A 13751-nucleotide genomic window follows, 5' to 3' on the forward strand; every position below is an offset into this window, starting at 1 on the left:
AAATGAAAGCGATCACACTGGGCGGCCTGCTGATGGCGGCTGTACTGCTGGCTGGCTGCGCGCCAAAAGCGCCGAAAACGATTTACTACTGGGGCGACTATCAGCAGCAGCTGTATAGCTACTATCAGAAGGATAGCGATCCACTGAAGCAGATCGACGCGCTGAATCTCGACGTTGAAAAAGCCCGTGCGGCAAACCAGCCGGTTGCGCCAGGGCTGCACGCGCAACTCGGCCTGCTCTACGCCAAAACCGGCGATACCCATAAAGCCTTCGGCCAGTTTGCGACCGAAAAGCAGCTGTTTCAGGAAGCGGGCCCATACATGGATTTTCTGATGAGTAACAAACAAGGAGTGACCCGGTGAAAAAACTGATTGTTCTGTGTGGCGCCCTGGCCGCGCTGCTGCTGACCGGCTGTGCGCAGCATAAAAAGCCCTATGACTATAGCGCGTTCCGTGCCAGTAAACCGGCGTCGATTCTGGTGTTACCCGCCGAGAACAAAGCGCCGGATATCAATGCCGCTCACAGCCTGACGTCGCTGGTTACCCGGCCACTGGCTGAAGCGGGTTATTACGTTTTTCCGGTGGCGGTGGTGGAAGAGACTTTCCAGCAGAATGGCCTGACCAGCGGCAGCGAAATCCAGGCGGTCAGCCCGGCGCGTCTGAATAAAATCTTTCACGCCGATAGCGCGCTCTATATCTCCATCAGCGAGTACGGCAGCAGCTACCGGGTGATCGACAGCGTCACCACCGTGTCGGCGACCGCGCGCCTGGTGGATCTGCGCAGTGGCAAAGAACTCTGGCAGGGCTCCGCTTCCGCCAGTGACAATGAAGATGGTAACAACAATAGCGGTGGTCTGGTCGGCATGCTGGTCAGTGCGGCAATCAACCAGATCGCCAGCAACGTCAGCGACAAAGCCCATTCGATTGCCGGTCTCACCAGCAATCGCCTGCTGGCGCAGAACGAGCAGGGCGGTTTGCTGACCGGCCCGCGCTATACGCTGATCAGCGCCCGCTGATCGGTGGCAGAGCGGGCGCTGCGGCGCCCGCTATCCCTGCGGCAGCTCCAGCTGGCTGTAGCCCAGCCCGTTCATTTTCCGCACTTTAATCTGCACCGGTATCCGCTCTTTCATCGCTTCAACGTGGCTGATCACGCCGATGGTTTTGCCGCTGGCGTTGAGCGCATCCAGCGCGTCGAGCGCGGTATCGAGCGTTTGCGCATCCAGCGTGCCAAACCCTTCATCCAGAAACAGCGATTCAATGCGGGTCTTGTGGCTGACCAGGTCAGATAACGCCAGCGCCAGCGCCAGGCTGACGAGGAAGCTCTCGCCACCCGACAGCGTCCGGGTATCGCGCGCCGTGTCAGCCTGCCAGGTATCCACCACGTCCAGCTCCAGCAGATCCTGCGCGCGACGCTGCAACAGATAGCGGCCATGCAGCCGATCGAGCTGGCGATTCGCCAGCGCTACCAGATGATCCAGCGTTAAGCCCTGAGCAAAGCGGCGGAACTTATCGCCGCTGGCCGAGCCAATCAGATCGTTAAGCAGTCCCCACTGCGCCAGCACTGCTTCATCCCCGGCAATCTGCGTCATCAGGCTCTGCTGCTGGTCACGCAGGCGGGCATCGCTCTGCAACTGCTGCTGGATCTGGCCCTGCTGGCTGGCATTGTCACGCAGCGCCAGCCGGAGCTGTTCCAGCTGCTGCGCCAGGATCTCGGCCGAAGCGGGCATCGCGGCAGGCTGTGCCTGCTGGTGGGTCGCCAGCCGCTGATGCAGATCCGCCAGCCGCGCCTGCTGCTGCTGCCGTTGCTGATCGATCTGCTGTAGCTGCTGGCGCAGTTGCTGCACCGTCTGTTCATCGAGTAGCGCGGCGCGCAGTCGGGCTTCATCACTGAAACCGGCGGCGGCCAGCGCCTGCTGCAACCGCTGTTCCGCCTCGGCCAGGCGCGCGGTAAGCGTCTGCTGCTGATTCGCCACTATCGCCAGCTGACCCTGCAGGCTGCTGACCTCGCTTTGCGTCTGCTGTAAGCCATCCCGCAGCTGCGCGAGCTGCGCCTCGTGCTGGCGGAGGCTCTGCTGCATCTGCTGACGGGCGTCAGCCACCTCGCGATCGCCAAACAGCGCCTGGCGCTGCTGGCGCATCTCATCGAGCCGGGTCTGCTCGTGGTGCAACTGCTGCTGCTGGGCGGTCAGCTGCTGCTGTTCCCGTTCTGCCTGCTGTTGCAGGGCAGCCAGCTGGGTTTCGCCGCGCAGCAACTGCGGCTGCAGGTTAGCGAGTAACTGCTCACTTTCCTGCCAGCGCTGCCAGCGGGCCTGCTGAGTCTCCAGCCATGACGCGCGTTCAGCGGCGGCAGGCAAGGTCAGGTTATGCTGGCTGAACTGCTGTTGCAGCCCATCCTGCACCTGCTGCCAGTCATGCTGTTCCTGCTGCTGGTGCTGTTGTAGCGCGATGAGTGCCTGCTGCAGGTTATCCAGCGACTGCTGTGCCAGCTGCTCAGCCTGCAGATGCTGCTGCCAGATCTGCGCCTGCTGAAGATGATGGTCTTTAGCCGCCTGGCGCGCCTGTTCAGCGGTTTCCAGCGCCAGCCGTTGCTGCTCAAGCTGCTGTTCCCGTTCACTTTGCTGCTGCTGCCACTGGGCTAATGCGTCAGCGTCTGACAAGGTGAAGGTAAGTGCCAGCTCACCGCTGAGCGCCTGCCATTGCTGCTCCAGCGCGGTGATGTGCCGCTGGGTTTCTGCAATATCGTCGCGCAGCGACTGCTGCTGGATCGCCGACTGTTTCAGTTGCTCTTTTTTGGCGGTGCCCGCTTCGCGAAGCGCGTCGACCTGCTGTTGCAGAGCCGCACGCCGCTGCTGACTGGCACTGATTTCCAGCGTGCTGTAAGCCTCAATCGCCGGATGGCTGCAGGAGCCGCACAGCGGGCAGGGCTGGTCAGGCGTCAGCTGGGCGCGATAGTGCGACAGATCGGCAATCTGCTGCTCCAGCGCGCAAATTTTCTCCACATCGTCCAGCTGCTGTTTTTCGCGTTTCCACTGATCGCGCAGGCTCTGTAATTCCACCTCCGCCTGCTGGTGGGCCTTTTCCAGCCCGGCCAGCTGCTGCTGGCGCTGACTCTGTTGCCGATGCAGCGGTTGCCACTGAGTCGAGAGCAGCAGCAGCTGCTGGCGCGCCGCGCGGCTGGCGTGCAGCTGGCTCAGCGCTTCACGCAGCGCCGCTGGCGGGTGCTGCTCCTGGAGCGAAGTTAGTGCTTGCTCCGCTTGCAGCAGCGCCTGCGCAGCGGCCTGTTCGGCTTGCTGGCGCGGTAATGCTTGCTGCGCCTGCTGCTCCCGTTCGGCCTGCTGCGCCGCGATCTTCTGCTGCTGTTGCTGCTGCTGTTGGGCCAGTCCGGCCAGCGTCGCTTCACGCTGCGCCAGCTGGGCGAAGCGTTCCTGCCACAGCGGCAGCAAAGCGCCCCATTGCGCCATATCGGCTAACTGCTGTCGCAGGGTTTGTTGCCCGGCGATCGCCTGTTGTAACGCGGTTAGCTGGCGGGTCTGTTCCGTTAACGCGCTTTGGGTCTGATCGTACTGCTGCTGCTGGCGATCTTTTTCCTGCTGCTGCCGGGTCAGCTGTTGTTGCAGCACGCGCAGTGACTGATCAAGCGGGATGACCTGTTCGTTGAGCAGGCTCTCCTGCTGCTGCTGTTGCTGGTGCGCCTGTTCAGCGGTGGCCTGCGCCGCGGCGGTAAGCTGCTGCTGGCGCTGTTGTTCAGTCTGCGCCCGCTGATGGGCCTCGGTGAGCTGCTGCTGGCGGCCGCGCACTTCATGCTGCTCCTGCGCCAGCTGGTCGCGCTGTTGCAGAGCTGGCCGCAGTTTTTCAGCCGGTTCGCTGCGCGCCAGTCGCTGCCGATCCGCTTCGGCGGCCTGTGCTGCTGCTTCAGCCTGCTGCAGAGCCGTGTTCGCCGTGGCGATCTCCTGCTCTAATTGCAGCGCCTGTTGCTGCCACTGCTGCTGCTGCTGAGCCTGCTGATAGTCGCGGCTCAGCGTCTGTTCCGCCTCGCTCAGCCGGGCGATCTGCTGTTGCAGCGCGGTGCGTGTTTCATCATCCAGCAGCGCCATCGCTCCCGCCCGGCTGCGCAACAGATCCAGCGCGGTCCTGGCCTCTTTATGACGTTCATAGATCGCCGTGGAGATCAGGCCGTAAATTTCGGTGCCGGTCAGCTCCTCCAGCAGTTCGGCACGTTCGCTGGCTTTGGCGTTGAGGAAAGCGGCGAACTGGCCCTGTGACAGCATCATAGAGCGGGTAAAGCGTTCAAAGTCGAGACCGGAGAGGGTCTCGATCAGCCTGAGCTTGTCGCCGACCTTGTCGGCGACGATGGTGTCATCGGCACAGCGCGCCAGCTCAACCCGTGGTGCCTGCAATTTGCCGTCGGCGGTGCCGCGGGCGCGGTTCTGGCTCCAGAAGGCGCGCCAGGCTTCGCCTTTGATCTCAAATTCGACTTCGGCCAGACACTCGGCGCAGTCGCGGGTCATCAGCGCATTCTGACTCTGGGAAATGGCACCGAGGCGCGGCGTCTGGTGATAGAGCGCCAGACAAATAGCATCCAGCAGGGTGGTTTTGCCTGCGCCGGTTGCGCCGGTAATCGCGAACAGGCCGTTGCTGGCAAAGGGTTCGGCACGGAAATCGATAAACCATTCGCCGCGCAGTGCGTTGAGGTTTTTAAAGCGTAGCGTGAGGATCTTCATTGTGGCTCCCTGATATCGGCCAGCGTCTGGCGGAATAGCGTGGTCATCTGGTCGATCTGCTGCGGCTGCAGTTCGCTATCCAGCGCCAGCCGACGGGCAAACACCTCTTCCACTTTCAGCTCGCTCAGGGTTTCGTTATCCAGCCGCGCCAGGCTGTGCTGACGCTGCTCACGGCTGCGGCGTAACAGTAAGACTTCCACCGGCAGTTCTGCGGTGAGGGTTTCCACCTGTCGCTGCAGATCGCTGAGGTACTCCTGGGTCGTGACTTCGATATCCAGCCAGGTCGGCTTTTCCTGCGGCACGTCGCTGAATGCGCTGAGCTGCTGCGCAATCTGCGCCAGCGAGCCTTTCAGCACCTGCATCGGCTGCACCTGCGGCACCACCAGCGGGCTCACTGATTGCAGACCGCTGGCGGTAAATTCCAGCAGGAAGACGCTTTTTTCACTGCCCAGCTCATCAAAACTGAGCGGAATCGGCGAGCCGCTGTAGCGGATATGCTCACTGCCCGCTACCCGCTGAGCACGATGAATGTGGCCCAGCGCGATGTAATCAGCGTCCGGAAAGGCGGAGGCCGGAAAGGCGTCCAGCGTGCCGATATAGATGTCACGCACCGAGTCGCTCTGGCTGACGCCGACGGTGGTGAGATGGCCGGTCGCCACGATCGGCAGTGCCGGCTCCAGCGCCCGTGCGGCGGCAACGCGCTGCTGATAGTGGTGAGCAATCGCCTCCAGCAGCGACGTCTGCTTGTCACGTCCGGACTGACCGGCGCGGCTGCGCAGGATGTCGCGCGGTCGCAGGTAAGGAATGGCGCACAGCCGCACGCCCGGTTCGCCCTGACGGGTAGTGAGCACCATCACGTCACTCTCCGCCTGCGGCGTGGCGATCACCCGGGTATTCAGACAGGCGAGCAGCTCGCGCGACTCATTGAGCGTCGCCACCGAGTCGTGATTACCCGCCAGCACAATCAGCTGGCAGCCGCTGGGTTGCAGCGCCACCACAAAGCGGTTGAACATTTCGCGCGCGTAGCTGGGCGGGGTGCCGGTATCGAACAGATCGCCGGCGACGATTAACGCATCCACCTGATGCTGTTCAATCTGGATCAACAGCCAGTCGAGAAACGCCTGATGTTCCGCCGCCCGACTTTTGTTGTAAAAGAACTGCCCCAGATGCCAGTCCGCAGTATGAATGATGCGCATAAGAGTCCCTGCCGTTGTGATTCGCCCGGCGATTATACTGGCTCTGCGGCCAAAGCAAAAAATTGTCGCTGCGCTGTCATAAATGATTACCAACGGGGTTACAGGCGGGTTATGTTTTTCATAAAAGTGTCACAAATCTGACGCATAATGGCGCCGCGAATCTCAGTGACAGCCGTCATATCAGCAGGAGTAATAATGGCTAAGCGCATTTTGGTTGTGGAAGATGAAGCCCCAATCCGTGAAATGTTGTGTTTTGTTCTGGAGCAGAACGACTATCAGCCAATCGAGGCGGAAGATTATGACAGCGCAGTGGGTAAGCTGATTGAACCCTGGCCCGATCTGATCCTGCTGGACTGGATGTTACCTGGCGGCAGCGGCATTCAGTTTATCAAACACCTGAAACGCGAAGCGATGACCCGTGATATCCCGGTGATGATGCTGACCGCCCGCGGTGAAGAGGAAGACCGGGTGCGCGGGCTGGAAGTCGGTGCTGACGATTACATCACCAAGCCTTTTTCGCCGAAAGAGCTGATGGCGCGCATCAAAGCGGTCATGCGCCGTATCTCTCCGATGGCGGTGGAAGAGGTGATTGAGATGCAGGGGCTGAGTCTGGATCCTTCATCGCATCGGGTGATGTCGGAAACCACGCCGCTGGAAATGGGACCGACCGAATACAAACTGCTGCACTTCTTTATGACGCACCCGGAGCGGGTCTACAGCCGCGAACAGTTGCTGAACCACGTCTGGGGCACCAATGTGTATGTTGAAGATCGTACCGTCGATGTTCACATTCGCCGTTTACGTAAAGCGCTGGAAGTCTCCGGCCACGATCGCATGGTACAAACCGTCCGTGGAACAGGGTATCGTTTCTCTGCCCGCTACTAAACGGAGTTTTCACCGTGCTGGAACGCCTCTCCTGGAAGAGATTACTGTCAGAACTGCTGCTGGCCTGTTTGCCTGCGTTGCTGCTCGGTCTGCTGTTCGGCTATCTGCCGTGGTGGCTGCTGCTGAGCGTGCTGGCGGTGCTGCTGTGGCATTTTCACAACCTGATGCGGCTGTCGCACTGGTTGTGGCTCGATCGTACCATGACGCCGCCTGCCGGACGCGCCAGCTGGGAACCGCTGTTTTACGGGCTTTATCAGATGCAGTTACGCAACCGGCGGCGGCGGCGTGAGCTCGGCAACCTGATTAAACGCTTTCGCAGCGGCGCCGAGTCGCTGCCGGATGCGGTGATCCTCACCACCGAAGAGGGCACCATCTTCTGGTGCAACGGGCTGGCGCAACAGCATCTCGGGCTACGCTGGCCGGAAGATAATGGCCAGAACATCCTTAACCTGCTGCGTTACCCGGAGTTCTCGCGCTATATCCGCCAGCGTGATTTCGATAAGCCGTTAACGCTGGTGCTGAATAACCAGTATCACATGGAGTTTCGCGTCATGCCCTACAGCGAAGGGCAGTGGCTGCTGGTGGCGCGCGACGTGACGCAGATGCATCAGCTGGAAGGCGCGCGGCGTAATTTCTTTGCCAACGTCAGCCATGAGCTGCGGACTCCGCTGACGGTGCTGCAGGGCTATCTGGAGATGATGAACGACTCGGTGATGAACGAGCGTTCGCGCGGCAAAGCGCTGCACACCATGTCGGAGCAGACGCGCCGCATGGACAGCCTGGTCAAACAGCTGCTGACGCTGTCGCGAATTGAAGCCGCACCGGCGATCGACCTGAAAGAGAAGGTTGACGTGCCGGTGATGCTGAAGCTGCTGCAGCATGAGGCCGCGACCCTGAGCAACGGGCGGCACGACCTCCATTTCCATACCGACCCGCATCTGAAAGTGTTCGGCAACGATGAGCAGCTGCGCAGTGCTATCTCCAATCTGGTCTACAACGCGGTGAACCACACGCCAGACGGTACCCGCATCGATATCAGCTGGCTGCGCAGCAAGCAGGGCGCCACCTTCCGGGTCTGCGACAATGGACCGGGCATCGCCGCGGAACATATTCCCCGTCTCACCGAGCGCTTCTACCGGGTCGATAAAGCGCGATCGCGCGCCACCGGCGGCAGCGGGCTGGGGCTGGCGATCGTGAAACATGCCCTGAGCCACCATAATGCGCGGCTGGATATCACCAGCGTGCCGCATCAGGAGACCTGTTTTACCTTTACCCTGCCAGCAAGGTTGATTGTCAGCGGTGGGATGCAGGAGAATGCCGTTCATTAATCGCTGCCGGATCTCCCTGATGCGCCTCTTTCTTTTATTGATCGTTACGCTGCTGCCGGGCATGGCGCTGGCACAGTCCGGCGCGCTGTCGGGCAACCTCAGCAGCGTTGGCTCCGATACTCTCGGTTATCTGATGACGCTGTGGGGTGAGGATTTCAGCCGACAGGCACCGGGGGTCAATGTGCAGGTGCAGGCATCCGGCTCCTCGACCGCACCCACGGCGCTGGCGGCTGGCGCCGCGCAGCTCGGCCCGATGAGCCGGCCGATGCAGGCAGATGAGCGTCAGGCGTTTGAAGCGCGCTATGGTTATCCGCCGCTGGCGGTGCCGGTGGCCATGGATGCGCTGGTGGTGGTGGTGAATCAGCGCAACCCGCTACAGCAGATCACGCCGCGTCAGCTCGACGCCATCTTCTCCATTACCCGACTGTGCGGCGCAACGTCAGTGCCTCAGCGCTGGGGCGATCTCGGAGCCCAGGGCGCCGGGTGGGCCCGACGACCCATCCAGCGCTACGGCCGCAACTCCGCCTCGGGCACCTGGGGTTTCTTCAAGCAGCAGGTGCTCTGTCAGGGCGATTTTCGCAACGACGTCGCGGAATTTCCCGGATCGGCGGCGGTGGTGCAGGCGGTGGCCGGCAATCCCCGCAGCATTGGCTACGCCAGTTTTGGCTTCCATCTCAGCGGCGTAAAGATGCTGTCGGTGGTTAACCCGCAGGGCGAAGCTGTGCCACCCGATGCGGAAGCGATCCGCAGCGGCCGCTATCCGTGGGCGCGTCCGCTCTATCTCTACGTCAACAAGGCACCGGGTAAGCCGTTACCGCCGCTGGTCGCCGCCTTTCTGCAACAGGTGCTCTCGGTGCAGGGACAGCGTCGCGTCAGCGAAGCGGGTTACCTGCCGCTCTCTGATCGTCAGATGGCAGAGGCACGCGCAGCGCTGCACTGATGGTAACGGCGATGCGCTGCCGCCTTGCTGCCATCAACATGAATTTTCTTCACGTCTGTTGAATTTTCTTCTGTTGCAACGGAACGCAACCCATGTCACTCTCCGCTTAGACGTTTAGCCATCCAGATGGCTATTTATATCAGAATGCAATTATTTCCTGCCGTAACCATCGGCAGGCGAGTCAGGAGTGATCATGCAAAGACAAACCGCCCCCTTTCGTGCCGATACCGTTGGCAGTTTCCTCCGTCCCGCCGCCATTAAGCAGGCGCGTGAGCAGTTTGCTGCCGGAGAGATTGATGCCGCCGCCCTGCGCCAGGTTGAAGATGACGCCATTCGTGATGTGGTCGCGAAGCAGCGTGAAAATGGTCTGCAGGTGGTGACCGATGGCGAGTTTCGTCGCGGCTGGTGGCACTTCGACTTTTTCTACGGCCTGGATGGGGTAGAAGCATATGAAGCCGAGCAGGGGATTCAGTTCAACGGTGTGCAGACCAAAGCCCATGGCGTGAAAGTGGTAAGCAAGCTCGGCTTTTCCAGCCATCCGATGCTGGATCACTTCCGTTTCCTGCAAAGCGTTGCCGGTGACGCCGTGCCGAAAATGACCATTCCCAGCCCCAGCGTGCTGCACTTCCGCGGCGGGCGCAAAGTGATCGACGCGCAGGTTTACCCGGATCTGGCGGATTACTTTGACGATCTGGCCCAGACTTACAAAGATGCGATCAAAGCGTTTTACGATGCGGGCTGCCGTTATCTGCAGCTGGATGACACCGTCTGGGCCTACCTCTGCTCAGAAGATCAGAAGCGTGAGATCCGGGCGCGTGGCGACGATCCGGAAGCGCTGGCGCGGACCTATGCGCAGGTGCTGAACAAGGCGCTGGAAGATAAACCGGCCGACCTGACCGTGGGCCTGCATGTCTGTCGCGGCAATTTCCGTTCAACCTGGATCTCAGAAGGCGGCTACGAGCCGGTGGCGGAGATCCTGTTTGGCAGCGTCAACGTCGACGCCTTCTTCCTGGAATATGATAATGCCCGCTCCGGCGGTTTCGAGCCGCTGCGCTTCATTAAGCCGGGACATCAGCAGGTGGTACTGGGTCTGATCACCACCAAATCGGGTGAACTGGAAGATCCGGCGCAGGTGAAAGCGCGGCTGGCCGAAGCCGCACAATATGTGAGCCTCAGCCAGATCTGCCTTAGCCCGCAGTGCGGCTTTGCTTCCACCGAAGAGGGCAACAGCCTGAGCGAAGATCAGCAGTGGCAGAAGATTCGGCTGGTGGTCGATATCGCAAAACAGGTGTGGTAATGCTGTAAAGCTGTGCAAACAGGCGCTTAAAACGCGCCTTTTGTGCATTTATCAGCGGCCTGATGCGGGTAATTCTCGCGGTCTGTTTATTATTTAGGCACATCATCTTGGGTGCCTGCGCTAAAAATCAACGCTATCCACTGGCTCCGTTCTAAATAGCGGGATATCCTTCTGGTTTTCCGATCCCGTATTGCCTTTCCCCGCTATAAACGTTTTACTTAGCCCCGTTGTCGATCCATCCCTCCGTGAACAGAAAAAAAGCAGTTTAAATCACCTGCGCTTCACCTCACGACGAGCATAATGCGCTGACATTGGCTGGCTGGTCGGGGTTTTAACGCAGCAAGGGGACAACACTCACTCAACTTCCACCGCAACATCAGTGACAGGCCGTATGACACATCGTTTAACTTCGAAAGACATTCTCGCGCTGGGCTTCATGACATTTGCCCTGTTTGTTGGCGCGGGCAACATCATTTTCCCGCCGATGGTGGGCATCCAGTCTGGTGAACACGTCTGGACCGCCGCTATTGGCTTTCTGATCACCGCTGTGGGTCTGCCGGTAATGACCGTGGTCGCGCTGGCGCGCGTCGGCGGCGGCGTCGATGCGCTCAGTACGCCTATCGGTAAGGTTGCCGGTCTGGTGCTGGCTACCGTCTGCTATCTGGCGGTCGGGCCGCTGTTCGCCACGCCGCGCACCGCGACCGTCTCGTTTGAGATGGGGATTGCCCCGCTGACCGGTGAAGGCGCGATGCCGCTGTTTATCTACAGTCTGGTCTACTTTACGCTGGTGATTGGCGTGTCGCTTTATCCAGGCAAACTGCTCGATACCGTGGGCCACTTCCTGGCACCGCTGAAAATTGTGGCGCTGACCGTGCTGGGCGTTGCCGCGCTGGTGTGGCCAGCAGGCGGCACCATTCCGGCCACGGCCGATTATCAGCGTGCGGCCTTCTCCAGCGGCTTTGTTAATGGTTATCTGACCATGGATACGCTGGGCGCGCTGGTGTTTGGCATCGTCATCGTCAATGCTGCCCGTTCACGCGGCGTAGATAATGCCGCGCTGCTGACGCGCTATACCGTGCTGGCCGGCCTGATTGCCGGTGTTGGCCTGACGCTGGTTTATCTCTGCCTGTTTAAACTGGGCGCGGGCAGCGGGGCGCTGGTGGATCAAAACGCCAACGGTGCAGCGATTCTGCATGCCTATGTTCAGCACACCTTTGGTAACATGGGCAGCTTCTTCCTGGCCACGCTGATCTTCATCGCCTGTATGGTCACTGCCGTGGGTCTGACCTGCGCCTGTGCGGAATTTTTTGCGCAATACCTGCCGTTGTCGTATAAAACGCTGGTGTTTATCCTTGGTCTGTTCTCGATGGTGGTGTCGAACCTCGGCCTGAGCCACCTGATTCAGATTTCCATCCCGGTACTGACGGCAATTTATCCGCCCTGTATCGTGCTGGTGGTGCTGAGCTTCACCCTGAACTGGTGGAACAAGAGCAGCCGGATTATCGCGCCTGCTATGCTGATCAGCCTGCTGTTCGGTATTGTGGATGCGATTAAAACTACCGGGTTTAAAGATTTGCTGCCTGCATTCAGTCAGCATCTGCCGCTGGCCGATCAGGGTCTTGCCTGGTTGCCGCCATCGCTGGTGATGCTGCTGATTGCCGCCGTGGTCGATCGGGTTAAGGGACGCGAACAGGTCACCGTTCACTCGTAACAGACGGCACTGATTTTTCTTTAACCACGGGCTTGCCCGTGGTTTTTTCATTTCACAGGTACAGGTTGTTATGCAAGAAACCAACAAGCTCAAACGCGGACTGAGCACGCGCCACATCCGCTTTATGGCGCTGGGATCGGCGATTGGCACCGGGCTGTTTTACGGTTCCGCCGATGCGATCAAAATGGCCGGACCCAGCGTGCTGCTCGCCTATATTATCGGCGGGGCAGTGGCCTACATCATCATGCGCGCGCTGGGCGAGATGTCCGTCAACAATCCCCAGGCCAGCTCCTTCTCACGCTACGCCCAGGACTATCTCGGCCCGATGGCCGGTTACATCACCGGCTGGACTTACTGCTTTGAAATCCTGATTGTGGCGATCGCCGATGTGACGGCGTTCGGCATCTATATGGGCGTCTGGTTTCCTGAGGTGCCGCACTGGATTTGGGTACTGAGCGTGGTGCTGATTATCGGCGCGGTCAACCTGATGAGCGTGAAGGTGTTCGGCGAAGTGGAGTTCTGGTTCTCCTTCTTTAAGGTCGCCACCATTATCGTGATGATCCTCGCCGGTTTCGGCATGATTATCTGGGGCATCGGCAACGGTGGCCAGCCGACCGGCATCCACAATCTGTGGACCAACGGCGGCTTCTTTGCCCACGGCGTGGTCGGGATGCTGCTGTCGCTGCAGATGGTGATGTTTGCTTACGGCGGGATCGAAATTATCGGTATCACCGCCGGGGAAGCGAAGGACCCGGAGAAGTCGATTCCCCGTGCCATTAACTCGGTGCCGTGGCGCATCCTGGTGTTTTATGTCGGCACCCTGTTTGTGATTATGTCGATCTATCCGTGGAACCAGGTAGGCACCTCTGGCAGTCCGTTTGTGCTGACCTTCCAGCACCTGGGAATTGCGGCGGCGGCCTCGATTCTGAATTTTGTGGTGCTGACCGCCTCACTCTCCGCCATTAACAGCGACGTGTTTGGCGTGGGCCGTATGCTGCACGGTATGGCCCAGCAGGGACATGCACCGAAGATGTTTATGAAAGTCTCTTCCCGCGGCATTCCGTGGGTGACGGTGGTGGTGATGATGTTCGCGATGCTGATTGCGGTCTATCTCAACTACCTGATGCCGGAGAAGGTGTTCCTGGTGATCGCCTCGCTGGCGACCTTTGCCACGGTCTGGGTGTGGATCATGATTCTGCTGTCGCAGATCGCCTTCCGCCGCAAAATCGGCAAACAGGCCGCCAGCCAGCTGAAGTTCGCGCTACCAGGCGGCAGCTGGACCGCCGGTGTCGGTGTCGCCTTCCTCTGCTTCATCATTGCGCTGATTGGCTATTTCCCGGATACCCGGGTGTCGCTCTATGTCGGCGTGGTGTGGATAGTGGTGCTGCTGCTGGGCTATAAGCTGGTGCGTAAGCCACACTAATCCCTTTGCGGCTCCCCGGCATCCGGGGAGCCGCAGGCGTCATGCCGCCTCTGCCATTCTCTTCCCTGATCCCAACCTTTGACCTTCCCGGCATCATCTTCTTAGCAACCTCTCTGCGCCAGAACAGGCGTGACGGCGGCAGGTTACAGAGGGTGGAATATCCTTTAGCGTGGGCAACGGATGATTGACAGGGATTGAGCTGGCCGTCAGGTAAAACCCGGCGGTGAGGAGGTCAGGCTGGAGGATGAGTG

The 13751-nt window shown here is 60.1% G+C and carries 10 protein-coding genes; 8 read left to right on the forward strand and 2 right to left on the reverse strand.

The window, feature by feature from the left end; genetic code table 11:
- The first annotated feature begins 2 nt into the window (after positions 1 to 2).
- The gene (locus tag ACX3P5_RS03920) at positions 3 to 362 is read left to right on the forward strand and encodes a DUF4810 domain-containing protein (RefSeq protein WP_458968315.1); all 360 of its coding nucleotides are present in this window, start codon (positions 3 to 5) and stop codon (positions 360 to 362) included.
- The gene (locus ACX3P5_RS03925) at positions 359 to 1015 is read left to right on the forward strand and encodes a DUF799 domain-containing protein (RefSeq protein WP_336754783.1); all 657 of its coding nucleotides are present in this window, start codon (positions 359 to 361) and stop codon (positions 1013 to 1015) included. Before ACX3P5_RS03920 ends, ACX3P5_RS03925 begins: the two co-directional genes overlap by 4 nt.
- 30 nt (positions 1016 to 1045) lie before the next feature.
- Here ACX3P5_RS03925 and ACX3P5_RS03930 read toward each other — a convergent pair whose 3' ends face one another.
- Both ACX3P5_RS03930 and sbcD read right to left on the reverse strand, forming a co-directional pair.
- Positions 1046 to 4720 carry an AAA family ATPase gene (locus ACX3P5_RS03930; RefSeq protein ID WP_458968316.1) on the reverse strand — a complete coding sequence of 1225 codons (3675 nt, stop codon included), beginning with the start codon at positions 4718 to 4720 and terminating at the stop codon, positions 1046 to 1048.
- Complete coding sequence (gene sbcD / locus ACX3P5_RS03935) at positions 4717 to 5916, reverse strand: exonuclease subunit SbcD (protein WP_458968317.1); 1200 nt, start codon at positions 5914 to 5916, stop codon at positions 4717 to 4719. Before sbcD ends, ACX3P5_RS03930 begins: the two co-directional genes overlap by 4 nt.
- Positions 5917 to 6111: 195 nt before the next feature.
- On the opposite strand from sbcD, the gene phoB reads away from it, so the two are divergent.
- The 6 genes from phoB to proY all read left to right on the forward strand — a co-directional run bounded on the left by phoB (position 6112) and on the right by proY (position 13500).
- Entirely contained in the window at positions 6112 to 6801 is a 690-nt protein-coding gene (gene phoB, locus ACX3P5_RS03940) for a phosphate response regulator transcription factor PhoB (protein WP_003852491.1), read from the forward strand.
- A 14-nt stretch (positions 6802 to 6815) separates the two neighbouring features.
- Positions 6816 to 8129 carry a phosphate regulon sensor histidine kinase PhoR gene (gene phoR, locus ACX3P5_RS03945; protein WP_233985144.1) on the forward strand — a complete coding sequence of 438 codons (1314 nt, stop codon included), beginning with the start codon at positions 6816 to 6818 and terminating at the stop codon, positions 8127 to 8129.
- A 19-nt stretch (positions 8130 to 8148) separates the two neighbouring features.
- Positions 8149 to 9069, forward strand: coding sequence for a PstS family phosphate ABC transporter substrate-binding protein (locus tag ACX3P5_RS03950; protein ID WP_233985143.1), 921 nt, complete (start codon positions 8149 to 8151; stop codon positions 9067 to 9069).
- 193 nt (positions 9070 to 9262) lie between these two features.
- A complete protein-coding gene (locus ACX3P5_RS03955; protein WP_233985142.1) occupies positions 9263 to 10366 on the forward strand; it encodes a cobalamin-independent methionine synthase II family protein in 1104 nt (367 codons plus the stop codon).
- Positions 10367 to 10757: 391 nt separating this feature from the next.
- Positions 10758 to 12077, forward strand: a complete 1320-nt coding sequence (gene brnQ / locus ACX3P5_RS03960; protein WP_233985141.1) for a branched-chain amino acid transporter carrier protein BrnQ — start codon at positions 10758 to 10760, stop codon at positions 12075 to 12077.
- A gap of 70 nt (positions 12078 to 12147) precedes the next feature.
- A complete protein-coding gene (gene proY, locus ACX3P5_RS03965) occupies positions 12148 to 13500 on the forward strand; it encodes a proline-specific permease ProY (protein WP_233985140.1) in 1353 nt (450 codons plus the stop codon).
- Positions 13501 to 13751: the final 251 nt, after the last annotated feature.

The organism is Pantoea sp. S-LA4 (genome assembly GCF_054482835.1).